Here is a 25753-nt window from a genome sequence, read left to right on the forward strand (position 1 = left end):
TTTTAGCGCGGTATTGAGCAAAAATTTCAGAATTCCCGGCCTGTCAGGGTTTGGGCTAGCGTCTGAAGATGGTCTAATTGGCACTTCAGATCTTGAGCGATCTGTTCGGCTTTTCTGCCTGAGCGAGAAAGTTTCTGTGCTTCCCGAATAAGTAAGCAAGCTGTCAGTTCACTGGTACTGATGCCAAGTATCGTTTCGACGGAAGCTAATTGCTCTGAGGACGTTGTGGTTTGTCCCTCAAGCAGCTCGCTGAGGACAGATTGCAGTTTTGCTGGCAAAGCCGGGCACAGTCGCTCGGTGGTCGGCTTGAACAGAGCAGCCTGATCAGCAACAACCGCTAATAAACGATTTTCAGGGCTATCATTGCTCTGAGGAGAAACATGTGCGCGGCGGAGTTCATCCAGCAACGCCAGCAGAAGCGGACTGAGACGGATAAAGCCGGCTTGTCCGCAGAGTGGCTGGTGCAATCTGGCAGAGAATTGAACTTTGTCATAGTGACATCCAGGCAAAACCGTGAGTGCGTGCAGGCATTCAAACGGAACCCAAAAGCCTGTCCCTGCGGTCAATGTGTACTCATGTTGACCAAGACGGACAAGAGCAATGCCCTGACGGACGACAATAAGGTATGCGGTGATGTTTTTCCTGCGGGAACCGACATGGAGAAATGCCTGTTCAACCTGAGAGTATTCAATAGCCTGGTTCATGGTGTTCCTCTGAATTAAAGCCCGCACATAGTGTTCGGTTTTATCCGAAGGGTCAAGATCAGATAACTTTGCCGGAAAAGAAAATGATTGATTGGTCAGACCTCCAACCATTAGAGTGTTTGTGGCCGATCATTGGGTAAATCAACAAATCTGCGTAGAATAGCGCGGTTTTAAACTAGACGAAGCAAAATAGTGCAAACAGAGAACGATATTTATCAAGACATCCGTCCTTACAATGATGAAGAAGTCAGTGGGGCGATTCAGCGTTTAATCAATGACGATGAATTCATCAATGCTATCCTGAATTACCGTTTCCGGCAGCTTTCCGGTGTGTTCGGCTGGCTGTTACGTCCGTTGATCAAGCGTTTTCTTGTTCGTAAGTGGTCCAGCGTGAAGTCTGTTGAAGACGTGCAGTTGCAAGTGGCGAAGTATATGGCTGCGACCATTGAACATTCCTGTGACGGTGTCACACATTCTGGTCTGGATAAGCTTGACCCGAATAAAGCCTATCTTTTTATTTCTAACCATCGAGACATTGCGATGGACCCGGCCATGGTGAACTGGTGCCTGTACCATAACGGGATGAATACGGTTCGTATTGCCATTGGTGATAATCTGCTGAAAAAGCCTTGTGCAACTGAGCTGATGCGTCTGAATAAAAGTTTCATTGTCAAACGCTCCGCAAAAGCGCCGCGTGAGATGATGAGAGCTCTGGGATTGTTGTCAGACTACATTACCCACTCGATTGAAACGGGTCACTCCATCTGGATTGCTCAAAAAGAAGGGCGTGCAAAGGATGGCAATGATAAGACAGATCCTGCGTTGCTGAAGATGTTCTATATGGAAGGCCGCAAGCGTAAGCAGTCGTTTGCGGAATTTATGTCTCAGCTGCACATTGTGCCTGTTGCGATTTCTTATGAAAACGACCCGTGTGACCTAGCCAAAGCGGTAGAGCTGGATGCGAAGCGTACCACCGGTACTTATGAGAAAGGTGAGTTCGAAGACATCGAAAGCATTGTGCAGGGGATTGTTGGTGAAAAGCGTCGGGTACATGTCAGCTTTGGTGATGTTATTACGGAACCTTTTGAATCACCGGAAGCATTGGCGGATGAAATTGACCGTCAGATCACCAACATCTATCATCTTTTCCCTGCAAATCTGATTGCAGCTGATATGGATGATGCATCAGTCACTGAAGATGAAAAAGCGAAATTTGCAGCAAAGCTGGCCGCACAACCCGACAGTGTTGCCGAGATTATGAAGCAAATGTATGCCTTTCCGGCGCGCAAGAAAAATCAGTGCTCATCTGACTGATATATATCACAGGAGTGTGGTTCAGAACTCTTTGTCATCTGTGGATGTTTCTAAAGTTCTGACCACAGTTTCTGGTGAGATCAATTCGACCCGGCTGTTCGAACCAGAAGTGACCGGGTCACCTTGTCCTTGTGCAACCACCTGGATTCGTTCTTCTTCAATGCCATACACTGAAGCAATATAGATTGCGACACTGAAGGCCCGTTCGTAAGACAGGGCCATATTATCTTCTTCATTATCGCTTTCAGAACTGTGTCCAATCACAATCACATTGCTGTCCGGGTGTCGTCTGAGACGAACAGCAATCGGGTCAATTTTCAACTGTTCCTGTTGTGATAATTCAAAACTGCCAGGGTCAAAGTAGACTGTTTCCCGAACTTCCGGGATTTCCGTCAGAATGACTTTTGGGGCCGGCGGTGGTTCTGTCGTTTGAACTTCTGCTGAGGGGGCTGAAGTGGTGACAGCAGGCGTCTTTTCTTCCTGTGTTGCGCAACCAGAAAAAAAGAGGACTGCGGACAACATCATGAAATATGGAGAGTTTCCTGAAATGTGTCTGAAGTTAAGTAACATGACCGGGCACCTGTCTGAACTTCTTATAGGTGTAGAACAGTCCGCCCGGTTCCTCAACTGCAGTTCTAAGACGAAATTTTTCGGTGTCAGTCTGGCTGAAATGGATGGGTGTTCATCCACTCAGCCATAAAGTCAATAAATGCACGCACCTTAGGTGCAAGATACTTATGTCTGGGGTAAACCGCATACATGGGTAATGCCAACTCGGGTTTCCATTCAGGTAACAGCTGAACCAGCTGCTGTGTTTTCAGTTCATCATGAATGAGGTAAGTGGCCAGATAAGCAATGCCGGCGCCGGCTTTGGTTGCTTCCAAAACAGCGGGCGCATTGTTGATTCGGTAACTGCCGGTAACGCGAACTGACTCTTTCACGCCTTCTCTGGCGAACTCCCACTGAACATATTTTCGCTCACGGCTTTCATAGGTAATACAGTTATGTTTCCTGAGATCAGCCGGTGAGGTGGGTTGACCGTACCGGGCAATATAGTCAGGAGAGGCGACAACCATAAATTCACAGTCAACCAGCTTTTTCGCAACCATGCCTTCAGGAGGATGTTCGTGTATTGCCAGCCAGCAATCAAAACCTTCCTCGAGCAGGTTGGGGCGGTGATCGAAGAGACTGATCTCCAGTTCAAGCTCCGGATTTTCACGCTGGAAAGCCACCATCGCAGGGGTGATATTGGTGTTTCCGAATGACTGCGCGACACCGATACGCAACACACCTTTTATTTCATTCCGGTATCCTGCCACCATGGCTTCGGCTTCTTTGACTGTATCCAGAAGTTGTTGCCCAAATTCAGCATATTGTAGGCCGATGTCAGTCAGTGCCACGGTGCGTGTGCTGCGTTGAACCAGCTGACAACCTAATCTTTCTTCCAGAAAGCGAATCTGTTTACTGACCTGGGATTTGGAAATACCCAGGTGTTCTGCGGCCCGGGTAAAGTTCTGCTCATGACTGACTGAAGCCAGGATCACCATTTGTTGCAAATTTTCCAGCATGAAGGAATTACCTGAAATATTTCATACATACATCAGACATAGAATTGTCATTTTTACGGTAAAGGGCGTGTATCGCGCTTTACATTGTTTTCTAGTGTAATCAATCAAGGTGTATTTCGGTAGCTATGATCAGAGATTCAGTGATTAAAAAGTGCTATTCATCACTAGAACCCGTTTTGCAGGTGTTTTGGTCTTTCCTGGTTTTAGGCCTGGGTAGTTTTGGCGGGCCTGCAGCCCATATGGGTTACTTTCAACGAACATTTGTTCAGCAGAAACAGTGGCTGAATGATAGTGACTTTTCTCAGGCGATGGCTTTATGCCAATTTTTACCCGGACCAGCGAGCAGTCAGCTTGGCATGTTGATCGGGTTCAGAAAGGCCGGCTACTGGGGTGCTGTTGCGGCATTCATGGGGTTTACATTGCCATCAGCCATTTTGCTGACCGTTCTTGCAATTCTTGACAGTCAAAACACGCAGGCGGCATGGGTATATCACGTCATTCAGGCAGCAAAACTCCTGGCCGTGATTGTGGTTGCAGATGCTTTGCTGGGGATGGTCAGGAAAAATCTGACGAATGTACTGATGTTTGTCATTACTGTCTGCACTGCAGTCAGTGTCTTTTTTTCTTCAGGATTAAGTGGTCAATTATTGCCGATTCTGATTGCTGCGTGTCTGGGTTATGTACTTTCGTTCAAAACGCCCGTGAAGCGGATGGTTCAGCATGCAGGAAATGAAATGATGAGGCTGAACTGGCTCCCGCTGATGATGTTTGTTGTGATGCTCATCGGGTTACCATTGCTGAGTGGGTATGCCAAAGCCTGGGATATCTTCAACAGCTTTTATCAGGCGGGGAGTTTTGTCTTTGGTGGCGGGCATGTAGTACTGCCGTTACTCGAACCTTTGGTTCAGCATTGGATTGATGCAGATACCTTTATCAGCGCTTATGCTTCGGCACAGCTCGTGCCCGGACCCATGTTTACCATGGCTAGTTTTCTTGGTGCTGCGTCAATGCCTGAAACGCCATTATGGGGAAGTGTGCTGGCCACAATTGCCATTTTTTTGCCGGGTAGCCTGTTATTGTTTGCATTTCTTCCGGCCTGGCAACGGCTTTTACAGTATCAGCGGTTACAGCTCTCCATCAAAACGATTACTGCTGCTGTTGTCGGGCTCTTAATTGGTGCCTGGATTGACCCTGTGCTCTCAACATCAATCAACAGTCTCTGGGATGTGATTGTAGTTTGCAGCGGCTTTTATTTACTGAAGTTTCGTAATATGCCGGTTTGGCTATTGGCTTTATTACTGATTGGGTCTGTGTTTGTCAGTGCAATGTCGTAGAATATCAGCAGCGCACGGTGCGTTGCTTTTCGCCTTAACGCACTATAACTTTATATGATAAGAGAAAAAAGAAAGAAGTCCTGAGAACAGAATTGTTTCAGAGACCTCTTTCAGCTAAGTCTACTCAGATCTGAATGATTAAAGCGTGATTTTTGATTTTCAGCTCCGGACGAGCGGTCTTCAGAAGTGATTGTTTAAAATCTTCTTCCTGAAGCTTATAAACTGGGATTTTAAGCAGATATTGCCCAACAATCTCAATCAATGGTGAAAGCACCTGACTGCTGGCAAACGGCCCTAAAGTATTTGGTGAGATATCCAGCGATTCAACCTTCAGATTGTTCAGATAGACTGCGCCTTCGCTTTTGTCGTAGTAGGGGATTGCACTAAAGTTAACATTGATTGCGACTTTTTGCTGAGGCTGACCTTTGATACTGATATCTGCTTTAGATTTGGCTTCAAGATTGATGCGATCCGATGCGGCACGGCCAATCCCCACTTTGATATCGTTGAAAAGGACATGTGCCTGGACAAAGCTGCCCACATTAACTTTTTGCTCTACTTTTGCTTGCTTATCCAGATAGCCCTGAACATCTTGTTCCGTAATGCTGTAACTGGCGCATGACGTCAAAAAGATGACAGATGTGATAAAACACAGTTTTCTAAAAATCATGATCTCAATACTGCTTCGCTGTGAAAGGGATAACCCCAATTATGGTGAAGATACTAAAGCCTGCCAAGCAGTTAGCATGTCAGCATCGTGTTAAAAATGACCAATTAAAAAAGCCTGACAGATGGTCAGGCTTTTACTTCAGACAGATACAATCTTAAGCGGTTTCAGAAAACAACACTTCAAGGCTGTAATTTTCGCGCTGAAGTGCATTCTTCAGCTTGTTCAGAGAACTGACTTGCAGCTGACGAATTCGTTCTCGTGTGAGCCCGACTTCTTCAGCGACCTCCTGAAGGGTTTGTGCTTCATAACCAAGTAACCCAAAACGGCGACACAGAATCTCTCTGTCTCTTTCATTCAGCGTTTTCAGCATGGTAACTGCCAGTGCATGAATATCAGATTGATCAAGAGAGGTATCTGGCGATGTAATGTTGGTGTCAGCTATAAAAGATGCGATCGAATTGGAATTGCTGTCGTCCGATAAAGATTGATCGATAGAAACGACAGGGGTGTCGTAAGACAGCACTTCCGAAATTTCTTCAACAGTTTTTTGCATTTTTTCAGCAACCTGTTCGTGTGTCGGCTCTTGATTGCTGTTTTTCATCAACTGCTTGTGCGTTCGCAATATGGTGTTAATTTCTTTTGAAACATGCACAGGCAGGCGAATTGTTCTGGCTTGATTGTGAATTGCTCGTTCAATTGTCTGTTTAATCCACCACGTCGCATAAGTTGAGAAACGGAACCCTCTTTCCGGATCAAACTTTTCTACTGCGGTAATCAAACCGATATTTCCTTCATCAATTAAATCGCTCAATTGCATGGTGCTGCCACGATATTTTTTTGCAATGCTGACAACCAAACGCAGGTTACTTTCAATCATGACTGATTTGGCCTGTGGGTCACCCGCTAAACTCTTTCGGCTGTAATGAATTTCCTCTTCTTTAGATAATAAAGATTTGTGAGAAATCTCCTGCAAATACAAATGAATCACATCGGTATCAAAGCTACTTAATTCCTGTGTATTGACATCCATATCTGGTCCCCTCTACAAGGTTAGAGCAAGCTTACTAATTTTGGTGTTTTTATTGCAGTACCATAAAACACTAACACACAGACGGTTCACAAGCTATTCACAGGAAGCACAAAGTTGCCTGAAAGGTATATTTATTTGTTATTAGGGGGGCAGAAAAGTCACACCTTTGTTCTTATATGGAATATTTTTTGAGGTTCGAATTTTTTATGTATCATCCAACATTCGGCATGAGCTACTTTGAGGTTGATTTTTTATAGCAAATGATGCTTTATAGTTCAGATATTTAAAAGAATTTGACCATTTAATTTTGAGGTCATGCACCATTACAAATGAAACACTTGTTTATCAAACAATAGTCTGAACAGTTGTGAGGGACAAATGGAATTGCAAACATTGTTATTATTTTCATTTGCATCAATAAGCCTTAACTTAGTGCCGGGGCCTGATGTTATTTATATTGTATCCAATACAATGCGCGGAAAAATGCGATCTGGCATTCAGGCAGCACTGGGTTTAGGTGTCGGCTATTTAGGACATACGATGGCGGCAGTCCTGGGTTTGTCCGCGCTGATACTGAATTCAGCTCTTTTATTCAGTATCGTGAAATATTTAGGTGCCGCTTATCTTCTTTACTTGGGTATTTCATCAATCAGAAACTGCATCAAGGGAAAAAGTCAGCTCATTGACTCATCAACATTAGAAAACACATCAAACGTTTTCAAGCAGGGTGTCATCGTCAGTGTTCTAAACCCAAAAGTCGCGCTGTTTTTTCTCTCTTTCTTGCCGCAGTTCGTTGATGTCGCAGCGGGTGATGTCACTACACAGTTGCTGGTTTTGGGTGTTGTATTCAGTGTATTAGCCACAGTCATTAATCTGATGTATGCCATGCTGGGTAATTTTGTATTTGGTAACCCGAAAATGACAGGTTATGCGAAAGCCATCGAAGGTGTTTCCGGCGGATTACTGGTCGCCCTGAGTGCCAAGATCGCGATGACTCAACGATAAATGGAGAGTACCGGTGTCAAATGAAACGTTTTGTGTCGTTATGACCACATTCTCAGATGAAAGCGTGGGTGAGAAGCTCATCCACTCTCTGCTGAACCAAAAGCTGGCTGCTTGTGTGCAGGTTCAGTCTATTGATAGTTACTACCACTGGAAGGGACAAATCCAGTCGGATCAAGAAAAACTGGTGATCATTAAAACGACAACCGATCTTTATCAGGCAGTAGAAGCGGATATTCTGGCGAATCATAATTATGAGACGCCAGAAATTATCTGTTTACCTATAAGAGACGGATATCGTACATATCTGAACTGGATTCGGGAAGAAACCCAGTCCTTATCTCGTTAATCACATAGAACGATAGTTTGGACCGCTGCCTCCCTCAGGCGGCGTCCACTGAATATTTTGCGATGGGTCTTTAATATCGCAGGTTTTACAGTGGATACAATTTCCGGCATTAATCTGGAAGACTGGCTTACCCGCTTTCTCAACAACTTCATAGACTCCAGCCGGGCAGTAACGCTGACTCGGCTCATCATAGAGCGATAAATGCGTTTCAATCGGAATGTTCTGATCAGCCAGCCGTAAATGACACGGCTGGTTCTCTTCGTGTTTGATGGTCGATAAAAAAACTGAAGAAGAGCGATCAAAACTCAGTTTACCGTCAGGTTTAGGGTAGATCAGCGGCTTCACCTGTTGGATTGTTTTCAGCGTTTCATGATCGGGTTTATTGTCCTGAACTGACCACAGCGGCTTTTTCATCACATTAAACTCAAGCGCCGCCAGTGCACCGCCAAGTAACGGACCGAAACGATGAATACCGGCACTGAAATTCTTCGCCTGATAAAGCTCTTCTTTCAGCCAGGAAGCTTCAAACAACGTCTGATAGTCAGGCGCAGTGTGCATGTTGTCTGACATAAGCTCAGTAAAAGTCGCTTCTGCAGCCAACAGGCCGGATTTCATTGCCGTATGTGACCCTTTAATTTTCGCACCATTCAGTGTGCCGGCATCACACCCAATCAGTAATCCCCCCGGAAAACTTTGCTTGGGCAGTGATAAGTAACCACCTTTGGTGATTGCCCTCGCGCCATAAGAAATACGCTCGCCGCCTTCTAAATAACCGGCAAACAAAGGATGATGTTTCATTTGCTGAAACTCATCAAATGGACTGAGGTAAGGGTGGCTGTAATTAAGATCAGCAACGAGGCCGACAGAAACAAGATTGTCACCCAGGTGATACATAAAACCGCCGCCTGAGGTCCCGGTCGTACTGAGCGGCCAGCCTGTTGAATGCACCACAAGTCCCGACTGATGCTGTTTTGACGGAATTTGCCAGAGCTCTTTAAAACCAATGGCGAAATGTTGTGGCTGCTTTCCCTCATCTAAGTCAAAACGTTGAATTAATTGTTTACCCAGATGACCGCGGGAACCTTCAGCAAATATTGTGTATTTCGCCTCCAGAATAATTCCGGGCTGAAAGCCTTGTTTTTCAGCCCCTTGCTTATCACGCCCCATATCAGTGGTGATGATGCCCGCGACGGCGCCGGAATCATTCAGATGTAACTCCGCCGCTGCAAAGCCCGGAAAGATTGCAACACCGAGTTCCTCCGCTTGTTGGGCGAGCCAACGGCAGAGCTCTCCTAAACTAATGATATAGTTACCTTCATTATGCAGCGGAGACGGAATGAGAAGTGAAGGCATTCTGAGCTGGTTATACTGATTTGTGAGCCAATAAACCTGATCATCCTTTACCTGTGTACCGAGCGATGCGTCTCGTTCAGACCAGTCCGGGAAGAGTTCATCCAGAGCCCGGGGTTCAAACAACGCACCTGAGATGATATGAGATCCAACTTCTGCTCCTTTCTCGATCACACAAACAGATAATTCTCGCCCGTGTTCATTCGCAAGCTGCATCAGCTTGCACGCCGCGGTTAGTCCTGCCGGCCCGGCACCAACTATCACCACATCGAATGCCATACTTTCCCGTTCCATGCCCAATCCTATTACTCCAATCCCATTTGTCTAAGACTAACTGTAGTCCAGTTGACGTAAACGTAAACCCGAACCACACTTTATGAAACACACCTCATCGGCTGATAAGCCTGTTTAAGTTGTTGGGCGAATAAGCAGCAGGCCGTGTTTCTTTTTCTATCTTATTGATTTGCAAAGGAGCAGCTTGTGAAAGTATTGGTTGCAATAAAAAGGGTAATAGACCCTTACGTGAAGATTCGAGTGAAATCTGATGGTTCTGGCGTTGAACAAAATAACGTAAAAATGGCGATGAACCCATTTTGCGAAATTGCTGTTGAAGAAGCAGTTCGGCTGAAAGAGGCGGGTATTGCCAATGAAGTGATTGTGATGTCGGCCGGTGAAACTGTCTGTCAGGAACAGTTACGTGCCGCACTGGCATTAGGAGCAGACCGGGCAATTCATATTGAGGCGCCAGCCCAGATTGAGCCACTGAATGTTGCCGGGATTATCCACGCCGTCATGAAAAATGAATCACCAGATCTGGTGATTTTGGGTAAACAGTCGATTGATTCCGACAATAATCAGGTCGCCCAAATGCTGGCAGCCATCGCAAATTTGCCACAAGGGACTTTTGCCTCTCATATTGAAGTCACGGATCGTCAGGTGAATGTGACAAGGGAAGTTGATGGAGGTCTTGAGACCGTGAAGCTGAACTTGCCAGCTGTCATCAGCACAGATCTCCGTCTCAATGAACCTCGCTATGCCTCGTTGCCGAATATTATGAAAGCGAAACAGAAACCGCTTGAGGTGATTTCTTTAGAAACACTTGGTGTGACACTGTCACAGCATCATGAAGTTTTAGAAGTCATGACACCTGCTGCCCGAAAAGGCGGAGAGAAAGTCGGCTCAGTTGCAGAGCTTGTCGACAAACTAAAAAATGAAGCCAAGGTGATCTCATGAGTGTACTTATTGTTGCTGAACACAATAACCAGGTGCTGGCTCCTGAGACAGCAAAAGTGATTCAGGCGAGTCAGGCCATTTATGCAGAGTGCAAAGTGCTGGTCGCCGGTCATCAGTGTGGTTCGGTTGCAGAAGCTGTTGCTGGTATCAATGGTGTAAGTGAAGTGTTACTCGTTGATCATCAGGTCTATGAACACTGGTTGGCTGAAAACATGTCCGCGTTGATCGCTGAACTTTCTGGTGATTATTCTCATATCCTGATGGCGGCAACAACGACCGGGAAAAATATATTACCAAGAGTCGCAGGATTACTGAGTGTTGGGATGTTTGCTGATGTGATCAGTATCGAATCTGCAGATACCGTTATTCGTCCCGTGTACGCCGGGAATGCGCTGGCGAGAGTGAAATCAACAGACAGTAAAATTCTGATGACAATCAGAACGTCTTCTTTTGAGGCTGCACCTGAGGCAGGCGCGCGCTCCACAATCACTCCGCTGGATAAAGCGATTGAATCATCTTTGTCGGCATATATCTCCAGTGAAGTAACAGAAAGTGATCGTCCGGAGTTACCTGTAGCCCGGGTGGTGGTATCCGGTGGGCGAGGATTGGGAGATAAAGCGCACTTTGCGTTAATTGAACAATTAGCAGACAAACTTGGTGGTGCAGTCGGAGCATCCCGTGCAGCTGTCGATGCAGGGTTTGTATCCAATGATTTACAAGTTGGTCAGACAGGTAAAATCGTTGCGCCTGAGCTATATATTGCAGTCGGGATATCGGGAGCAATTCAGCACTTAGCCGGTATGAAAGATGCAAAAGTGATCGTCGCGATCAACAAGGATCCTGAGGCGCCGATTTTCGAAGTTGCCGACTACGGCTTGGTGGGAGATTTATTTGAAATTCTGCCAGAGCTGATTGATTCACTCTGAAGCACGAAACTGAACTGAAAATGCGCTCAGCTAGACTGAGCGCATTCTTTTTATCGCATCCGGAAGACTTCAGTTTGCTTATCGTTCTGCACCTCAGCAAAACTCCGAACAAAAGGTCCTTGCGCTAAGATACGAGGAGACAGCATCTGAATACGCTGCTTCGCTTCCTGCTTGGTTGCAAAATCACCGTAAATGACGGCATACCAGCTTTTACCAAGGCTATGTTTCCAGTTCACCCAGATAGGATCTTGACCCGGAATTTCACGTAAGTAACCGCGAATATCACGTTCTTCACTTAAAGCGAGTACCTGAATGGTATATCGGTTTGGATCCAAATGCCCGTAGGCTTCTTCAGTTGTCATTTTCCCCACACACTGCCCGGTTTGATACTGCGGGCCGGGCTGCAAGGCACAACCACTCAGCACAGACAGCGCTAAAATCATCATGATTTTTCGCATTCTAATTCTCCAATTCCAGTCCCTGTCTCCAACAGGCGGCCAGTCTAGCGGGAAGATAAACAGCAAATCGGATAAATCCCTAAATTAGCGACGGATTTGATGTTTTTTAAAACAATTTGCGCCAATTGCTATTCGAAGGTCCTGATTTGAGATGAAATTCCCAGTGATTCATCAGGCTGAAAGCTAACACACCACTGTGTTTATGTACAGGCCTTGAGGTTTATTGCCTGATTGAACGTATTGAATGATTTAAATGTCTGGGATGTGGTAATCCAGCACAGAGACTGGCAAGATGTGTCATACATAAGAGACTGTATTCAAAGGATAAATTCATGCGATTTATTGCTCCGGCCGAAATTCTTAATATTGGAACCGAACAAGTGATTCTGAGGGAGTACGACAGCACATACTTTCTTGAGGCTGAGTTTACGGCTCAGAACATCATGATGCCGGATAGCATCAAACGTTCGGTTGCCAAACGTCAGGCAGAATTTTTAGCGGGCCGGATTGTCGCTCGGGATGCATTGTGTGCCATTCAGCATGATGCGTGCCAGATTCCGATCGGAGAGCATCGTGCACCGGTATGGCCGGAAGGTGTGATTGGCGCCATTTCTCACACAGGCACAGCTGCAATCGCTCTGGCCAAGTGGCAACAGAAAAACGTTCAGGTCGGACTGGATATGGAAGTTATCATTCCGGAAGAACAATGCGAACAGCTGCAGTCAATGCTGCTAAATGATGCTGAGTGCACTTTGCTGAAACAACAAGAACTTCCTTGGCCGACATTGTTTACTTTGGTTTTCTCAGCCAAAGAGAGCCTGTTTAAAGCCATTTACCCGGAGGTACGTCAGTATCTGGAATTCCTTGATTCAGAGATCGTCGATTTCAACTCAGAGGCGCAAACGCTCAGCCTACGAATGATACGTCATCTTGATTCGGTGACTTTTCGACCACGTTATGATGTTCAGTTTCGCATTCTGGACAACAATGTGGTGACCTTACTGATTTAAATCATCATATTTACCTGAATCGGTCTGTTCTCTCTTTCTCAACTGCTCCTCACATTTTTTGACTATTCCTGATGCCGGGTTACCATTATACTGTCTGTATATACAGTATCGTTGAGAGGGTAACCATGGCTGTATTCCCTTTTTATATTGAATCAGTCCGGTGCGGATTTCCTTCTCCGGCAGAAGGACATGAAGAATCGCTGGAGCTGATGGATTATCTCGTGCGCCACCCGAATGCCACCTTTGTACTCAAAGCGGCTGGCGATTCAATGACAGGTGCCGGTATTTATGATGGCGATCTGCTGGTTGTTGACCGTGCAGAAGCGGTCTTACCAGGACGGATTGTGATTGCACGTATCTATGATGAGTTCACCTGCAAGCGGCTGATTCGGAAAAATAACACCTGGTGGCTGAAAGCCGAGAATCCCAATATGGCGTCTTTTCCTATGCCGGAAGACTCTGAAATATTTGGGGTTGTTACCCGAAATATACATAACCTGCTGGAGCGGTGATGGATTCAATGAAACCAGGTAACACAGGTCAGATTTGGGCTCTGGTTGATGCCAAAAGCTTTTATACCTCCTGTGAACAAATCTTTGATCCGAAACTTGCCAATAAACCCGTTGTTGTTCTGTCCAACAATGATGGGTGTTGTGTGGCAATCAATGAACTGGCCAAAGCCGCAGGGATTAAACGTGGGGCAGTGTGGTACAAAATTGAACGTGAAGCCAAACGTATTGGTGTGGAAGTACGTAGCTCAAATTATTGCCTTTACGCTGATATGAGCAGGCGTTTTATTGATGAACTGGCAGAATTTTCTCCGCAAGTTGAACAATATTCCATTGATGAAGCCTTCATCCGGCTCGACGGATTACCACCTGAAACACTTTCTCAATACGGAAAGAATATCGTTGAAACCATCAAGCAACGTCTCGGGCTGCCTGTTCGTGTCGGGATCGGCACATCTCCGACACTCGCGAAACTCGCAAATTCCGCTGCAAAGCATTACGAAAAACGAGTCAATAGTGTGATTCATATTCAAACCGAGCAACAACGGCGCTGGTTACTTGAAAAGACAGACGTACAGGATATCTGGGGCATTGGTGCGAGACTGGCAACTCGCCTGAGAACGGCTGGGGTTAGTACAGCCTGGCAACTGGCGGTTCAGGATGTAACTGCAATGCGTCGTTTATGGAATGTCGGGTTAGCCCGAACAGTGATGGAGCTACAGGGAGTGAGCTGCATTGATCCCGGCGATATCGACGAAGTAAAAAAACAGATCATGTCGACACGGAGTTTTGGCGTCGGTATCACTGACTTGCAGGAATTACAGTCTGCGCTGGCATTTCACTGTCACCGTGCCGGCGAAAAGCTGAGAAAACAGGGGAGTCAGGCATCAATTGTCGGTATTTACATCCGAACGAACCGCTATAAACAACTACCGCAACATAATAAAAGCAGCGCTTTGCCACTTATATGTCCGACTCAGGACACACAAAAACTGATTACTGCAGCTCAAACGCAGCTTTCACAAATGTATCGGCCGGGCTATGCATACCAGAAAATTGGCGTAATGCTGGACGAGCTGAGTCCGGTCAGCCAAAACAAACTTCAATTAGATATGTTCAATGGCGATGCGCTTGAAGAAGCCAAACGCCGGGATTTAATGAATATTACGGACAACCTGAATACCCGTTACAGAAACGGTTTAAAACCAGCCTCTGTGATTGCAACCAGTAACTGGCACATGAGACAGGCTTTTCGATCTAATCGATGGACAACGCGACTGGATGAATTGCAAGTGGCTAAGTGCTGAGTTGTTTTAACAAGAGTGATCAAACTCAACAAATCAAGCCATGAAATTTGTCAGTTCCTGAACCGTTAACATAGCTTCTTATTTGTATTGCAACGAAAAATCATCAGTACAATCCAACCCGAGTCAAAGGAAGCAAATGATGAAAAATTACTATGTGAACGATCATGCGCAAAACTCTGGTGAGCATGAAGTCCATCAAGATGGTTGCTCTCATTTACCAAAGCTGGAAAACAGAACATACCTCGGCGTGTTTGATAATTGTGCCGAGGCGGTTTCAGAAGCAAGTCATATCTATTCAAATGTTGATGGCTGTTATTATTGTTGTAATCCTTGCCACAACAGCTGATCGCATAAAAGCCCGTGTGACGGGCTTTTATGAACCATGATGTAAATTCAATGTGGGCTGAGTCTTAACTATAAAATAAACCGAAAGTTCGCATTATGGTCACGTTATGTTAAACAAGCCTAAGCAAGTTTTTTTAGTAAACCCTAATATGCGCAGGCGTTACTATGCAACTACTCACCAAAAGAGTATTGCAGTAAGTGACACCATGACCAGAAAAATTACAGATAACTACATTTTTAGAAAATTTAAGTGCGGATTGAGCAGGGCAGAAACTGCGAAATTATGTTTCAAATCTGTGAGAACCATCACGCGTTGGGACGCAGGTCAAGAGATACCGCCAGAGTGTAGGCGACTCATGAAAATGTACACTGGATGTGATCTTGAAACGATAGATGATGCATGGAGAGGCTGGCGATTTATTCGCGATAAGCTAATCACACCCGGAGGCTGGAGTATGACTCCTGAACGTATCATCACCGGAAATGCTTTGATGGAGATAGATGCTGAGAGTGACCGCCGAACGAAGGCTAGGATACTTAAGGCAGCGCGACAACTAAGAAAAATACCTTCATATAGATAAAATTCAGGCCCCCAATATCGGGGCTTTTTAGTTATTTTGAGTGTGAAAAAAGTCAAAAACACATCAATATCCTGCGTATTGACATCTCCCTGAACTCAAGCACTTATGGTAATGTGATGATGTTTTCTGACGCCATATTGACCGATGCGGGATCCATAGCTATGAGCTTTGACATAGTAAAATTCGATGAAATTTATGCTGATGATATAGAAAAAATTGTTGACCCTGATTACGCAGCTTGGGTGATAAAAAATAATAAACACCTTGCATCACTAGAAAGATTTGGCCTTGCAAATGGGCGAAAAAATACTGATAGATCTCATATTATAAATCAGATAAAAGATGGAAGCTTGGTCATGCTTGATGCTTTTGAAGCAAAGTATCACAGCATTTTTAGTGTGGGCGGCCAATTAAAAATGGGTTTGCCGACATCTTTAAAAAGTAAAATTTTCTCATTGTATGCCAGTGGAAAAAAACGTCGATACGTTAAGGCATACTACGCACCATTTGATCCTTTGACGAACATGTTTGATAGCAGTCAAGAACCACTTCCGGTTGAACGGGTTGTAACTCCAAAACCTCCATTGAAAATTTCAGTAGACAACAGCCCGCCAATTATCAATATGTCTAAGGACCGTCAAAAGAGTATTATTGAGAATACACCAGCAATTTTTGAAATTAAAAGTAACCCAAATGCTGATGGTTCAAAACCACTTACAGAAATTTCAATACTAAATCCTATCGACACTGGTGAAGTTTACAATAAAATTGGAAATAAATACGGAGTTGATCCTGACTGGTTAAAAGCTATAGCGTACTTGGAGAATACACATGGTCCCTATGACGCAATACCTTTCGCTCAGTTAGCGAATGAAGTCCTAAGGGGTCAACCACCGTCATATAGACCAATGAATGTACAATACGACACGTGGAAACCTATTGCTGATGAACTTGGTTTCAGTGAATGGCAAGTACAATACAGAGTTGAATGCAATGTCGAAATTGCAGCCTTAATCATTAAAAGAATTAGTGATAGAATTATAGACCCGACACTTGAAAAAGTTGCTACCATCTATAACTTTGCAGGTGCTGAGAATGTACGGGACTATGGAGCTAGAGTACAAAAAATTTATGAGGAAAGATTGTGGGAAAAATAATCACCATCCTATTAACTGCACTAGCTTTTACGGTGTATGTCCTAAGTGCGATGAATTATCTTGAACCAACAGCTCTTTGTGACTTCATTAACAAAGAAACGAACAAGTGTGATGAGTGGAGTATAAAAGCAATTCTGTTACTAGGTGGATACTATTTTTTATGGGGTGCTGCTTTAGGTTTTGTTGTCAATTATCTTAGAGTCAAAATTACATCATTAATTGTAATAATTGCAAAGAAGCTGTAAAGGTAAGTCAGCCCCAAAAAGGGGCTTTTCAATAAAACAACATCTATTTATTGATATCAAAAAACATCCACTAAGTCACAATCAAAATCAAAAACATAATGTGTATTTGGCTGAAATGGTTCATCAATATTACTCATCGAATTTTCAACCCTTTCTAGAATCTGTTCTTCATATGAAAAACCTGACCACACAGCAGGGAATGAAAACTGGTATTCATCATTAATGAAGTTCATATAATATTGGAATTTTTCATCTAAAGATTCTGGCGCATTTGATAGTTCTAATTTATATTTTTCAAGAAGAAAACGCTTGATAGCTTCTTTTGCTGTGTCTGGCCGCATATTCAAATCTCCAATGAACACTAAATTACACGTCCCAAATAGTAGTCTAGAAATGTCACCAGTGACATGGCCTAGGTTCGGTTCATTGACACCAGTCGACCAGTCTTCAAATCACGCAGGACATTAATGGTCAGGTTTTCGTTTTCGCATAGCTCGTTGATGGCCTGCTTGATATCGGACTCTCTGTCTTCAGGCAACCAAACCGTGACTTTCTTGAAACCTTGCTCTTTTTTCCGTTGTTCGTACTCTGAATTTCTGCTCATGGCATCCCCCTGGCACTGTGAGTCTTTGGCCTATGAGATCACATCCAGAAAATTATGCAACCCTTGGCAACGCACCGCGCTGACAGTGCAGTGCCCGACGTAGACTTTCCCCCCGTATTACTAGACGGGGGGAGCGTTTCAGTCCCGCCAACAAAGTTTTCGACCACAGAGAAACACGAAGATTTCCGGGCAGGAGATCGCTGCGCTCTGGCCTGACAGGATGGGGAGTTTTGAGCGATGATCGATGGGAGTGCCGCGCAAGGGCGCGGGCTTCGGCCAGTTGGCTGAGGGGCCGTATTGAGTGGTGTGGGGTGGCCTTATATGCCTGAAGGCATCTGCACGCTGTAAAGCTAAGGCACCTCCCCGCGACGGCGGGGCCCCTCCTTAGCTTTCCATCAGAAGGATGTCACAGTCGTCAGCGGGCCATCCTGAACAATACCGCGACTCTCATTGCACACCACGATTGAATCAAATTCATGATACTCCAGTGAATAGACGCAATTACCAATCGCATGAATGCTGTAACCCAGTTTGCGCAGCTCCTTTGAGTTCACCGCGAACTGCATCAGGTCATCCTTGTACGCCTCAAGGTAAATCACATCAAAGGACAGGTCTAAGTCAAAACTGCTGTCCGGCCTGACTGCAATCTGGCGAGCACTGCCCGTTACATACAAGTCAAACTCGGCCAGCGGATGCTTGGCCTTTGGCCGTGTCGGCGCAGGAGAGCCGGGGACTGGGGCAGGTGAATTGCCTGGCTGTGCAGGGATGGGAATCGGCTCTGATTTCGGAACGGGCTCTGAGGTCACGCCAGCGGTCAGCGGATTCTTAACACCACCAAACACAAAGAGCACAACCACAACAAGCAGGCAAATCGCTCCGCCAATAAAAGACCAGTGCATCCATATGGGTTTGAGGTCAGACGCCGCAGCTTCTGAGACCGCCTGATTGGACGCCGTATGCGATTTATAAAAGCCGAAGTAGGACGGTTTGTAGCGTCTCTGTTCGACATTGAGCACTTCTCCCCGGCAGCCATCCTGAACCTTGCGGGTGTAGGTCTTCTCACTGCCGAGCGCCGTATTTTTCGAGCAGCGATACTGCACCTGAACCATGTCTCGGACATCTTTGTGAATCTTCCTGTCAGACTGAGTAATCAGCAGCACATCAATGCCGTGATGGCGGTGCAGGCTGAGGAACTCCAGAACCTCCACCGATGCCCGGCCAATGGGCAAGACTAAATGCGCCTCATCCACCACGACTAACGGCCCCTGACCACTATCATTGCGCCAGTCATCCTTGTAATCCGCCGGGGTCGAAAAGGGACGGTTGATGTTGCCGTGGTCGTCGAAGTTGGTTTCAATGATTTTTATCAGCTCGGTGACACCGTCACCAAAAACCATCCGGAACTTGTCCAGATTCAGGGGCAGGTTGGTAATGACCTTACGCCCGGCCTGAATCGCCGGGATGATGTGATAGACCACCGCCTCATAGGACTTGCCGCCACCGGGGCGGCCAATCAGCAGGTTTATCATGTTACGACCCCAGACGCGTGAACGGTATCAACTGCAATATCAGGCGAATGGTGATGGCCGTGATGATCATGACCACCGCCTGAGGCAATCCGACCTGACCGAACACCCAAGCCACGGAGTCCGGCAGGGACGTAAAATACTGCGAGAGGTCTATCGGGGTCAGCAGCTTGGATATCATCGCAACCAGTCCCTTGGACAGCTCCAACACCTGCTCAAACAGAAAGTACATCAGGTCTTTGAGCATATTGACCAGAGACACCACCAAGTTATAGAGGAAGTTCAGCAAGATATTAAACAGCTCAACAATCCAATCGTACATATTAACCCCCGAAGACCAGACGACGGCAAAGCAAGGCCGCCGAGAACAAAATACAGGCCCGAATAAAGCCCCAGACGCCATAGCCAATATCTAAATCAAACCGACCGAAATTCCCCATCGCACCAAAGTCAAAGCTCAGCCCCGTATCCGGCCCTTGAGCGCCATCGGTACCGACCTGAAACTGATTCAGAAATTTGAAGCGCTCACCGGACATCATGTCTTTCATGTAATTGTCCATAATCCCGCCCATGCCGTTGGGATATTTCGAGTGGTAATACCCGGTGCAGGTATTGGACTGAAAACAGGACACCGTCCCGGCACCGGAGGTGTTGAGGTTCGCCAGCGCATCGGAATTGTCAGCCAGATGGTCAAGAGATTCACCGATACCATCGAGTTTTTCCCCGGTCAGAGTCTGACCGTCCTTCAGCTCATCCAGTTTGCCCAGCAGCTCGGAGTGTTGTTCATCGTCTTTGGTCTGGCCGTCCAGAATCGTCTGGTTGATTTCGGCCAGTTTCTCATTGGACGTATCAATATTGTCATTGATGGCATCGAGCTTTTGATTGGTTTCGTCATTGTCCGTCTGAGATTCCTGTACCGCCGCAATGAGTTCATCCTGTTTGGATAACAGCTGCTGATTGTTTTCATCCAGATTGGAGTTGATATCCTGATTCAAGTCGGCCAGCTTGCCGGAAATACCGCCCATCTGACTGTATTGCTCATCGAAATGGGTCAGAAATTGTCCCTGCATGCCTTTTAAGACCGACAGCTCCTCCTCAGAGAAATTCGCCATGTGCTCTAACTGGGTGTGTGATTTTTGCAGCGTCTCATGATAGCGATTCGCTAATGCCAGTTGCTGCTCTAAGGTGGCATTTCGGTTCACATCCATATCCAGCAGTCGGTTTAAATCTTTATGCAGGGTGGAGCCATTGCTGTTAATCGCCCGAATCACGCCGCCCATATCCGGACTTTCACCACCGCCGGAAGTACCGCCCGAAGTACCACCGGACGTACCACCAGAAGTGCCACCGGACGTACCACCAGAAGTGCCACCGGACGTACCACCGGACGTACCGCCAGATGTGCCACCGGACGTGCCGCCAGATGTGCCACCGGACGTGCCGCCAGAGGTACCACCGGAATCACCGCCAGAGGTACCGCCTGAATCACCGCCAGGAGTGCCACCGGAATCACCGCCAGAGGTACCGCCGGAATCACCGCCAGAGGTACCGCCTGAATCACCACCAGAGGTACCGCCGGAATCACCACCAGAATCACCGCCGCCAGTATCCGGATCTGGTTCCGGCTCAGGGTCGGGGTCTGGCTGTGGGTCAGGGTCTGGCTCAGGTTCCGGCTCAGGTGGTTCCGGTTGGTCTCGCGGCCATGTGTCACAGCGGTATTCAATAAACTCATGCTCCCGGTTACAAGTCACACTTGCCCTGGCATTGAACTGTGCCGGGTCGACACTGTTCAGACACTGGTCAATCTTGCTCTGAATGAGCTTGGGAACATGGGGGGAATCACAGTAGTTTTCAGGGGATGGAAGTTTAGTATAAGCCCCGTCCATACGTTCATTAAATCCACACAGAACCCCCGCAGAGGCTGCCCGACAATTACTAAATACCCCCGAACCAGACTGACGTTTACCTTCCACACAAGAGGCCAGTTCGGAAAAACTCGAATCGTCAACGACCGAATCCGCAGATAAGCAGGCTGCTTTATCCGCGCCATAGGGCGGCAGACCATCGGAAAAAAAATAAGCCACCGCATGGGCCGAACCCGGAAACAGCGCAAAGTAAATCACCGGCAGCCAGCAAGCCAAAGCAAACAGCCAGCACCCCAAATCAGATTTCTTCATCCCAGCAACCATAAAAAAGGGCAGCCGAAGCCGCCCAAAGAGTCAGAACTTAGTGCCACCCCCGCAAAACCGCCAACGCCGAGAGGGCACCTATCAGTGACCAGAGCGTCAGCGTCAGGTCATGCAGGAGGAGCAGCATTACGCCTTGTTAACAGCCCGTTTCGCCAGCGTGATACCTTTCATCACCATGGCAATCCCGACAATCGCGACACCAATCGCCGTGACCGAAGCTGCAACGTCACCCATGTTGATTGCGCCAAAAACACCATCCATATCAGTTTTCCTTACATTTTGTTGATTAAACGCTTGGCAATGCCGACCGGGTAAGCTGCGAAATAGCAAGTCACCAGAATGACCGCAAAGCCAAATGAAAACGCCGAGCCAACATCCTCCGGCGTGATTTGTGAGCCAGCCAAATAGCTGTCATAACTGGACTTGCTAATCAGGACAAAACCAGCACAGTCCGTTATTGGTGTGGGTACGGCATACAGAAAGCCTTGCTCGTTCGCCAGTACGCATGTATCTGCCATGATGCCGCCCCGAATTCTTAATACCGCAGAGCCAACTGATAATTGACTTCATTAATCAAACGACGAGTAATTGCACAGTCTGCCAATGCCCGATGTGCACTTAAGCCTGAAATATCAAGTTGCTGCTGCTTGGCAGCATCGGTCAACTTTTGCCAACGGTAGCTTTCGCGAGCATCATCCCAGTCACCCCAAAACTCTGCATACCATTCCATCACACAGGTCGTGCTCAGGACGGGTAAATCACAGGACTCACCCGTAGATGCTTTCAATGATTGAATAATCATTCGTGTATCAAAATCTGCGTTATAAACCAGCAAATTACGACCATTCAAAGCATTAAACAGCTGAGGCCATATCTGACCAAAGTCAGGCGAGTCAGCAACCATATGGTTACCAATCCCATGAATCGCAATGGCATCCCATGGGATGGGACGCTGAGGATTAACCAACGAATCAAACAACACTGTGCCATCTAAAGCATTAATCACTGACACTTCGACAATCTCGTCTTTCAATCCCAATCCCGTAGTTTCAGTATCCAGAATGACTGCATTGTGCAAGTTCATCAGTTTCATGAGGCCTCCGTTACGCCTTGACGTAATCGACAACAATGTTCCGTGATGGATTTTCCGGGTCAGCATCCAAGGTCAGCTTGAGCTGGAGCGGGAAGGCATGCTCTGCAAACTTGGCGAACAAAGACGAATTCTCAACCATGGAAATGGTTTTTTCTTCCAGTCCCAGCTTGTTGATGTTGTTATCATCGTTGAGGAAGGATTTAGCCGGCACCAAATAATGCACCTGCGCAAATGAATACGGTTTTGGTTGGCCGGACTTTTTGGAAATCCCTTTACCCATGGTGACGCCAGAAACTAAAACAGTTAAACCAGACATGACATCTCTCCGTTGAATTACGCCATCGCTAGGCGTTGATAGATTTGCGCTCGATGGGACTGCTGACGGAAAGCCAGCAAATCCGCAAGCGGGACTTTTTCTGCCGCGTCCGAATCGCCCGTGACAGGCGCATTGAGACGGTCAGGAATTTCGTAAGCTTCCAAATGGCTGGTCAGTTGCTTGACCACCTGCTCAGGAGACAGATTCAGCACCTGACGCATGTAGTTGACCAGCTTGCCGCACTGGGTTGCGCCATGTTTGACGGCGTTCTCAACCGAGGTCATGTATTGACGTTTGTGCGTGGCAATGGCGCATTGCTCAGCCTCACAGACGCGGCCAAGGGCAGGGTATGCACCTGCAAAATACTTGTCGCCGTCGGTCAGAATATCGAATGGAATGACCCGGTCTTTTGACCGCAGTTCCAGCTCCCAGCGGACCCAGTTCGGATTCTGAGTCGATTTCGTTTGCTTGCCTTTCTCATAAACCCGCAGCATTTTGCCCGCCTCACGGCTACCGACGTAAAACGAACGGCCCAGCTCAGGAATCAGCCCGTAACGTTTTTTCATAGTCTGAGACGTGCCCGCCTGTGTCTGGTACTCACAGGATTTCGCCATATGGCCGGACTCGATATAGGTGTAAGAGCACGGACGGCCACGGGTGATAAACGCACCTTCTTTGGCCATCTTGCGGGCTTCATTGACCCCGAATTCACCGCTGAAACAGTCGTATGCGACATCCGCCCGGGTAATTTTGGCCCCCGGTAGATGGCAAATAGCGTCATGGACTTCGGTCATGTCCAGTGCCACACAGCCCGTCCCGGAAAACGACACATAACAGCCGTGTTGCTTGGCACCCCAAGCACACAGACCCGCTTGTTGGCCGTTGACCAGCAGACTGGCCGAGTGCGGATAGCCCGCGAATCCACCCGGACGCAGTGAGAATTCCCAGACGTTGCCGAATTTACCGAGACCGTGATTGAGGCGATTGACGAAACGGTCAACTTCACCACGGCACAGGCAGTCCATGGTGTTCAGACCAAAGTGGTCCAGCAGGTCGGCTTTGACTTCATGGAAGCGGCGAGAGTCACCGCCGATGACAAAATCAGTGCTTTTCAGAACGCGCTGAACTTCGACTTTGTAATCAATTTTGCCTGTATCCAGTGCGAAGTTATCGATTCGCTTACCGGACTCGACATAATCAAAATGGCGAATCGCTTTGATTGAAGCGCCCATCTTGGCAAGCTCCAGCACGTGGGAGAGTTCCTCCGGCGTCCACGTGAATGACAGGTAGTCAATAATCGTTTTCATTGTCGAAGACTCCCATGTCATACAGTTCCTGCCAGTTCTCAGCGGTAACGAGATACAGCTCATAACCCTGAGGAAAAAATTCAGCGCCAATTTGGTGTAACTCAGCCAGCGAACGAAAATACTCAGGCTCACCAGCAATGAAGGCATGGCCTGAGCCGTCGGCGTTTTGTTCGTAATAAAGGGGCTGAGTCATAAGGTATTTATTGCGTATTAATTACCAGTTCCGGTAATCGTAATTACCGCATCTGGTAATTACAAGATACCAATTCTGGGAATTAAGGAACTACAATGGGCAAAACGGAGGATTTTTTATGTACGCGAATACATTGTTAGATGCATACAAACAGGCGAAAAACTACATCCAAGACAAACAAATCGCTCACGATTTAGGTGTTGGAGCGTCTAGAATCTCCGAATTTCGCAGCGGGAAAAGATATCTATCTGATTCACAAGCAATTTTCCTAGCTGAAGCATCAAATATCAATCCTGAGGAAGTTTTGATATTCATTGCAGCAGACCGAGCCAAAGACTTCAAAGCACAGCGCATATGGCAGGACATCACGGCAAAGTTAAGGAACCAAGGGATTAAGGGCTTAGCCCTTGGTATGACTGGATTCATAGCCCTCAATACTCCAACCCTCAAGTACGCATTATGTACATTATGTTAAATTGCGTATTGCCAGAATGAGAATAACACTGATAAAGCCGGGGGATACCCGGCTTAATGATCTAATTAATTGGGGCATATCCCCCAATTACTGAAGTTTTTCTGATCATAGTGGCAACAATGTAAGTCTGGCCATCATGTGGAACTGTTAGCAAGACACCGTTGTTATAGGTTCCATTCAAAGCAGGTTCAGCGCATTGCGTAGCTTCTGCCGTAGTCACAGAAAAATAACTGTTGTTTCGTGTAATATTGCCGGAAATAGTGCAGGAATCATTCACAATAAAAGAACCATCTGCGTTAATCGTCCAGGTGCTCCCATCTGTTGAATTTGTATGCGTACCGACAATGTCAGTTAAAGATAATGAATCATCAACTTTCTGCATTGTATAAATAATTGCATTACTGTCATCATTTACATCAGTGTAAGGAGATTTCCAGGTGACGGATGAGTTGTTAAATGTAGCTTTCATCTCTACATCTGCATTATGGTCTAAATCTGAGCCATCCCATAATGCCGCAATAGTATAACCTGTTGTTATCATTGTATTATTGATTGTCTTTGCAGAATCAGAAAGCAAAATCCAAAATTTATCAATATCGTTGATGATAATGTTTGTATCCGATCGCTTAGAATCAACCATCATCAGGGAAAAATTTGTCGGATGAACGTAAATTCCATCATAGTTAAATGTTCCTGATTTAGATGTCGCAGATGACTCCTCGCTACTGCCACCTCCCCCACAAGCAGTCAGAATCAAAGTTGATAGAATGCTTGCAGCAATATACCCTTTCATGCGTATTCTCCATTTTGCATATCAACACAAATACGCGGCCATTATAATCAAATAAAACAGTGTTCAAAGCTGAATGTTCATATTTTTGATATAAAAAAGCCCCGAATTTCGAGGCTCATCAATTTAACCATAACGCTGATTTACCATAAAATAGGTAATTCACAC

Annotated in this window: 33 protein-coding genes; 14 read left to right on the forward strand and 19 right to left on the reverse strand. The window is 46.4% G+C overall.

Annotated elements, in window-relative coordinates:
- Positions 1-26 precede the first annotated feature (26 nt).
- A complete protein-coding gene (locus ACYP03_RS03200; protein ID WP_459778470.1) occupies positions 27-704 on the reverse strand; it encodes an AraC family ligand binding domain-containing protein in 678 nt (225 codons plus the stop codon).
- Positions 705-896: 192 nt separating this feature from the next.
- Here ACYP03_RS03200 and ACYP03_RS03205 point away from each other — a divergent pair, with 192 nt between their 5' ends.
- On the forward strand, positions 897-2018 hold the full coding sequence (locus ACYP03_RS03205; protein ID WP_459778471.1) for a 1-acyl-sn-glycerol-3-phosphate acyltransferase: 1122 nt from the start codon (positions 897-899) through the stop codon (positions 2016-2018).
- A 21-nt stretch (positions 2019-2039) separates the two neighbouring features.
- Here ACYP03_RS03205 and ACYP03_RS03210 read toward each other — a convergent pair whose 3' ends face one another.
- Positions 2040-2543, reverse strand: coding sequence for an OmpA family protein (locus tag ACYP03_RS03210; protein ID WP_330960034.1), 504 nt, complete (start codon positions 2541-2543; stop codon positions 2040-2042).
- Positions 2544-2674: 131 nt separating this feature from the next.
- Positions 2675-3586 carry a LysR family transcriptional regulator gene (locus ACYP03_RS03215; protein ID WP_459778472.1) on the reverse strand — a complete coding sequence of 304 codons (912 nt, stop codon included), beginning with the start codon at positions 3584-3586 and terminating at the stop codon, positions 2675-2677.
- Between the two features lie 125 nt (positions 3587-3711).
- Here ACYP03_RS03215 and chrA point away from each other — a divergent pair, with 125 nt between their 5' ends.
- The gene (chrA, locus tag ACYP03_RS03220) at positions 3712-4920 is read left to right on the forward strand and encodes a chromate efflux transporter (protein ID WP_459778474.1); all 1209 of its coding nucleotides are present in this window, start codon (positions 3712-3714) and stop codon (positions 4918-4920) included.
- Between the two features lie 124 nt (positions 4921-5044).
- Here chrA and ACYP03_RS03225 read toward each other — a convergent pair whose 3' ends face one another.
- Positions 5045-5590: a DUF1439 domain-containing protein gene (locus ACYP03_RS03225; RefSeq protein WP_248142349.1), complete on the reverse strand. Its 546-nt coding sequence runs from the start codon at positions 5588-5590 to the stop codon at positions 5045-5047.
- A gap of 154 nt (positions 5591-5744) precedes the next feature.
- Positions 5745-6620, reverse strand: coding sequence for an RNA polymerase sigma factor RpoS (gene rpoS, locus ACYP03_RS03230; protein ID WP_248142351.1), 876 nt, complete (start codon positions 6618-6620; stop codon positions 5745-5747).
- 378 nt (positions 6621-6998) lie between these two features.
- Between rpoS and ACYP03_RS03235 the strand changes: the two genes are divergently transcribed.
- Together ACYP03_RS03235 and cutA are read left to right on the forward strand one after the other, a co-directional pair.
- Positions 6999-7625 (forward strand): LysE family translocator, encoded by a 627-nt coding sequence (locus ACYP03_RS03235; RefSeq protein WP_459778475.1) that lies wholly within the window; start codon positions 6999-7001, stop codon positions 7623-7625.
- 13 nt (positions 7626-7638) lie between these two features.
- Positions 7639-7971: a divalent-cation tolerance protein CutA gene (cutA, locus tag ACYP03_RS03240; RefSeq protein ID WP_459778476.1), complete on the forward strand. Its 333-nt coding sequence runs from the start codon at positions 7639-7641 to the stop codon at positions 7969-7971.
- On the opposite strand, the gene ACYP03_RS03245 is transcribed toward cutA, so the two are convergent.
- The gene (locus tag ACYP03_RS03245) at positions 7972-9615 is read right to left on the reverse strand and encodes an electron transfer flavoprotein-ubiquinone oxidoreductase (RefSeq protein WP_459778477.1); all 1644 of its coding nucleotides are present in this window, start codon (positions 9613-9615) and stop codon (positions 7972-7974) included.
- Between the two features lie 186 nt (positions 9616-9801).
- On the opposite strand from ACYP03_RS03245, the gene ACYP03_RS03250 reads away from it, so the two are divergent.
- The gene (locus ACYP03_RS03250; protein WP_459778478.1) at positions 9802-10554 is read left to right on the forward strand and encodes an electron transfer flavoprotein subunit beta/FixA family protein; all 753 of its coding nucleotides are present in this window, start codon (positions 9802-9804) and stop codon (positions 10552-10554) included.
- Positions 10551-11480 (forward strand): electron transfer flavoprotein subunit alpha/FixB family protein, encoded by a 930-nt coding sequence (locus ACYP03_RS03255; RefSeq protein WP_459778479.1) that lies wholly within the window; start codon positions 10551-10553, stop codon positions 11478-11480. The genes ACYP03_RS03250 and ACYP03_RS03255 overlap by 4 nt, the downstream gene beginning before the upstream one ends.
- A 50-nt stretch (positions 11481-11530) precedes the next feature.
- Here the strand turns inward: ACYP03_RS03255 and ACYP03_RS03260 are convergent, their stop codons facing one another.
- Positions 11531-11938: an SPOR domain-containing protein gene (locus ACYP03_RS03260; protein WP_248142359.1), complete on the reverse strand. Its 408-nt coding sequence runs from the start codon at positions 11936-11938 to the stop codon at positions 11531-11533.
- Between the two features lie 332 nt (positions 11939-12270).
- Between ACYP03_RS03260 and ACYP03_RS03265 the strand changes: the two genes are divergently transcribed.
- The 7 genes from ACYP03_RS03265 (at position 12271) to ACYP03_RS03295 (ending at position 17092) form a co-directional block, all read left to right on the forward strand.
- Positions 12271-12948, forward strand: coding sequence for a 4'-phosphopantetheinyl transferase family protein (locus ACYP03_RS03265; protein WP_459778480.1), 678 nt, complete (start codon positions 12271-12273; stop codon positions 12946-12948).
- A gap of 125 nt (positions 12949-13073) precedes the next feature.
- Entirely contained in the window at positions 13074-13460 is a 387-nt protein-coding gene (locus tag ACYP03_RS03270; protein WP_459778481.1) for a LexA family protein, read from the forward strand.
- Positions 13460-14764: a Y-family DNA polymerase gene (locus tag ACYP03_RS03275; RefSeq protein ID WP_459778482.1), complete on the forward strand. Its 1305-nt coding sequence runs from the start codon at positions 13460-13462 to the stop codon at positions 14762-14764. The genes ACYP03_RS03270 and ACYP03_RS03275 overlap by 1 nt, the downstream gene beginning before the upstream one ends.
- Before the next feature lie 139 nt (positions 14765-14903).
- Positions 14904-15110, forward strand: a complete 207-nt coding sequence (locus tag ACYP03_RS03280; RefSeq protein ID WP_459778483.1) for a hypothetical protein — start codon at positions 14904-14906, stop codon at positions 15108-15110.
- A gap of 361 nt (positions 15111-15471) precedes the next feature.
- A complete protein-coding gene (locus tag ACYP03_RS03285) occupies positions 15472-15690 on the forward strand; it encodes a DUF3653 domain-containing protein (protein WP_459778810.1) in 219 nt (72 codons plus the stop codon).
- Between the two features lie 116 nt (positions 15691-15806).
- Positions 15807-16847 carry a hypothetical protein gene (locus ACYP03_RS03290; RefSeq protein WP_459778484.1) on the forward strand — a complete coding sequence of 347 codons (1041 nt, stop codon included), beginning with the start codon at positions 15807-15809 and terminating at the stop codon, positions 16845-16847.
- Complete coding sequence (locus ACYP03_RS03295) at positions 16835-17092, forward strand: hypothetical protein (protein WP_459778485.1); 258 nt, start codon at positions 16835-16837, stop codon at positions 17090-17092. Before ACYP03_RS03290 ends, ACYP03_RS03295 begins: the two co-directional genes overlap by 13 nt.
- 56 nt (positions 17093-17148) lie before the next feature.
- On the opposite strand, the gene ACYP03_RS03300 is transcribed toward ACYP03_RS03295, so the two are convergent.
- From ACYP03_RS03300 to ACYP03_RS03350, 11 genes are all read right to left on the reverse strand, one after another.
- Positions 17149-17433 carry a hypothetical protein gene (locus ACYP03_RS03300; protein ID WP_459778486.1) on the reverse strand — a complete coding sequence of 95 codons (285 nt, stop codon included), beginning with the start codon at positions 17431-17433 and terminating at the stop codon, positions 17149-17151.
- A 71-nt stretch (positions 17434-17504) separates the two neighbouring features.
- The gene (locus ACYP03_RS03305) at positions 17505-17696 is read right to left on the reverse strand and encodes a hypothetical protein (protein WP_459778487.1); all 192 of its coding nucleotides are present in this window, start codon (positions 17694-17696) and stop codon (positions 17505-17507) included.
- A gap of 395 nt (positions 17697-18091) precedes the next feature.
- A complete protein-coding gene (locus ACYP03_RS03310) occupies positions 18092-19225 on the reverse strand; it encodes a zonular occludens toxin domain-containing protein (RefSeq protein WP_459778488.1) in 1134 nt (377 codons plus the stop codon).
- Position 19226: 1 nt separating this feature from the next.
- A complete protein-coding gene (locus ACYP03_RS03315; RefSeq protein ID WP_248142370.1) occupies positions 19227-19544 on the reverse strand; it encodes a DUF2523 family protein in 318 nt (105 codons plus the stop codon).
- 1 nt (position 19545) lies between these two features.
- Positions 19546-21399, reverse strand: a complete 1854-nt coding sequence (locus ACYP03_RS03320) for a hypothetical protein (RefSeq protein WP_459778489.1) — start codon at positions 21397-21399, stop codon at positions 19546-19548.
- A 138-nt stretch (positions 21400-21537) separates the two neighbouring features.
- Positions 21538-21672, reverse strand: a complete 135-nt coding sequence (locus ACYP03_RS03325) for a hypothetical protein (protein ID WP_256549387.1) — start codon at positions 21670-21672, stop codon at positions 21538-21540.
- Positions 21673-21683: 11 nt separating this feature from the next.
- Entirely contained in the window at positions 21684-21929 is a 246-nt protein-coding gene (locus tag ACYP03_RS03330; RefSeq protein WP_459778491.1) for a single-stranded DNA-binding protein, read from the reverse strand.
- A 17-nt stretch (positions 21930-21946) separates the two neighbouring features.
- Positions 21947-22504 (reverse strand): 3'-5' exonuclease, encoded by a 558-nt coding sequence (locus ACYP03_RS03335; RefSeq protein WP_459778492.1) that lies wholly within the window; start codon positions 22502-22504, stop codon positions 21947-21949.
- Between the two features lie 10 nt (positions 22505-22514).
- On the reverse strand, positions 22515-22820 hold the full coding sequence (locus tag ACYP03_RS03340; RefSeq protein WP_459778493.1) for a hypothetical protein: 306 nt from the start codon (positions 22818-22820) through the stop codon (positions 22515-22517).
- 17 nt (positions 22821-22837) lie between these two features.
- Entirely contained in the window at positions 22838-24127 is a 1290-nt protein-coding gene (locus ACYP03_RS03345; protein WP_459778494.1) for a replication initiation factor domain-containing protein, read from the reverse strand.
- On the reverse strand, positions 24111-24320 hold the full coding sequence (locus tag ACYP03_RS03350) for a hypothetical protein (protein ID WP_459778495.1): 210 nt from the start codon (positions 24318-24320) through the stop codon (positions 24111-24113). Before ACYP03_RS03350 ends, ACYP03_RS03345 begins: the two co-directional genes overlap by 17 nt.
- Before the next feature lie 118 nt (positions 24321-24438).
- Here ACYP03_RS03350 and ACYP03_RS03355 point away from each other — a divergent pair, with 118 nt between their 5' ends.
- Positions 24439-24795, forward strand: a complete 357-nt coding sequence (locus ACYP03_RS03355) for a DUF3693 domain-containing protein (protein ID WP_459778496.1) — start codon at positions 24439-24441, stop codon at positions 24793-24795.
- A 61-nt stretch (positions 24796-24856) separates the two neighbouring features.
- On the opposite strand, the gene ACYP03_RS03360 is transcribed toward ACYP03_RS03355, so the two are convergent.
- Positions 24857-25588, reverse strand: coding sequence for a hypothetical protein (locus tag ACYP03_RS03360; RefSeq protein WP_330960005.1), 732 nt, complete (start codon positions 25586-25588; stop codon positions 24857-24859).
- Positions 25589-25753: the final 165 nt, after the last annotated feature.

The organism is Photobacterium sp. R1 (assembly GCF_054600795.1).

What these genes read in the sequence shown, in the direction of transcription:
- ACYP03_RS03200 (WP_459778470.1), bottom strand. Translation starts at nt 704, where the DNA reads ATGAACCAGGCTATTGAATACTCTCAGGTTGAACAGGCATTTCTCCAT.
- ACYP03_RS03210 (WP_330960034.1), bottom strand. Translation starts at nt 2,543, where the DNA reads ATGATGTTGTCCGCAGTCCTCTTTTTTTCTGGTTGCGCAACACAGGAA.
- ACYP03_RS03215 (WP_459778472.1), bottom strand. Translation starts at nt 3,586, where the DNA reads ATGCTGGAAAATTTGCAACAAATGGTGATCCTGGCTTCAGTCAGTCAT.
- chrA (WP_459778474.1), top strand. Translation starts at nt 3,712, where the DNA reads ATGATCAGAGATTCAGTGATTAAAAAGTGCTATTCATCACTAGAACCC.
- ACYP03_RS03225 (WP_248142349.1), bottom strand. Translation starts at nt 5,590, where the DNA reads ATGATTTTTAGAAAACTGTGTTTTATCACATCTGTCATCTTTTTGACG.
- rpoS (WP_248142351.1), bottom strand. Translation starts at nt 6,620, where the DNA reads ATGGATGTCAATACACAGGAATTAAGTAGCTTTGATACCGATGTGATT.
- ACYP03_RS03235 (WP_459778475.1), top strand. Translation starts at nt 6,999, where the DNA reads ATGGAATTGCAAACATTGTTATTATTTTCATTTGCATCAATAAGCCTT.
- ACYP03_RS03245 (WP_459778477.1), bottom strand. Translation starts at nt 9,615, where the DNA reads ATGGAACGGGAAAGTATGGCATTCGATGTGGTGATAGTTGGTGCCGGG.
- ACYP03_RS03255 (WP_459778479.1), top strand. Translation starts at nt 10,551, where the DNA reads ATGAGTGTACTTATTGTTGCTGAACACAATAACCAGGTGCTGGCTCCT.
- ACYP03_RS03260 (WP_248142359.1), bottom strand. Translation starts at nt 11,938, where the DNA reads ATGCGAAAAATCATGATGATTTTAGCGCTGTCTGTGCTGAGTGGTTGT.
- ACYP03_RS03265 (WP_459778480.1), top strand. Translation starts at nt 12,271, where the DNA reads ATGCGATTTATTGCTCCGGCCGAAATTCTTAATATTGGAACCGAACAA.
- ACYP03_RS03270 (WP_459778481.1), top strand. Translation starts at nt 13,074, where the DNA reads ATGGCTGTATTCCCTTTTTATATTGAATCAGTCCGGTGCGGATTTCCT.
- ACYP03_RS03275 (WP_459778482.1), top strand. Translation starts at nt 13,460, where the DNA reads ATGGATTCAATGAAACCAGGTAACACAGGTCAGATTTGGGCTCTGGTT.
- ACYP03_RS03280 (WP_459778483.1), top strand. Translation starts at nt 14,904, where the DNA reads ATGAAAAATTACTATGTGAACGATCATGCGCAAAACTCTGGTGAGCAT.
- ACYP03_RS03285 (WP_459778810.1), top strand. Translation starts at nt 15,472, where the DNA reads ATGTACACTGGATGTGATCTTGAAACGATAGATGATGCATGGAGAGGC.
- ACYP03_RS03290 (WP_459778484.1), top strand. Translation starts at nt 15,807, where the DNA reads ATGATGTTTTCTGACGCCATATTGACCGATGCGGGATCCATAGCTATG.
- ACYP03_RS03300 (WP_459778486.1), bottom strand. Translation starts at nt 17,433, where the DNA reads ATGCGGCCAGACACAGCAAAAGAAGCTATCAAGCGTTTTCTTCTTGAA.
- ACYP03_RS03305 (WP_459778487.1), bottom strand. Translation starts at nt 17,696, where the DNA reads ATGAGCAGAAATTCAGAGTACGAACAACGGAAAAAAGAGCAAGGTTTC.
- ACYP03_RS03310 (WP_459778488.1), bottom strand. Translation starts at nt 19,225, where the DNA reads ATGATAAACCTGCTGATTGGCCGCCCCGGTGGCGGCAAGTCCTATGAG.
- ACYP03_RS03315 (WP_248142370.1), bottom strand. Translation starts at nt 19,544, where the DNA reads ATGTACGATTGGATTGTTGAGCTGTTTAATATCTTGCTGAACTTCCTC.
- ACYP03_RS03320 (WP_459778489.1), bottom strand. Translation starts at nt 21,399, where the DNA reads ATGAAGAAATCTGATTTGGGGTGCTGGCTGTTTGCTTTGGCTTGCTGG.
- ACYP03_RS03325 (WP_256549387.1), bottom strand. Translation starts at nt 21,672, where the DNA reads ATGGATGGTGTTTTTGGCGCAATCAACATGGGTGACGTTGCAGCTTCG.
- ACYP03_RS03330 (WP_459778491.1), bottom strand. Translation starts at nt 21,929, where the DNA reads ATGGCAGATACATGCGTACTGGCGAACGAGCAAGGCTTTCTGTATGCC.
- ACYP03_RS03335 (WP_459778492.1), bottom strand. Translation starts at nt 22,504, where the DNA reads ATGAAACTGATGAACTTGCACAATGCAGTCATTCTGGATACTGAAACT.
- ACYP03_RS03340 (WP_459778493.1), bottom strand. Translation starts at nt 22,820, where the DNA reads ATGTCTGGTTTAACTGTTTTAGTTTCTGGCGTCACCATGGGTAAAGGG.
- ACYP03_RS03345 (WP_459778494.1), bottom strand. Translation starts at nt 24,127, where the DNA reads ATGAAAACGATTATTGACTACCTGTCATTCACGTGGACGCCGGAGGAA.
- ACYP03_RS03350 (WP_459778495.1), bottom strand. Translation starts at nt 24,320, where the DNA reads ATGACTCAGCCCCTTTATTACGAACAAAACGCCGACGGCTCAGGCCAT.
- ACYP03_RS03355 (WP_459778496.1), top strand. Translation starts at nt 24,439, where the DNA reads ATGTACGCGAATACATTGTTAGATGCATACAAACAGGCGAAAAACTAC.
- ACYP03_RS03360 (WP_330960005.1), bottom strand. Translation starts at nt 25,588, where the DNA reads ATGAAAGGGTATATTGCTGCAAGCATTCTATCAACTTTGATTCTGACT.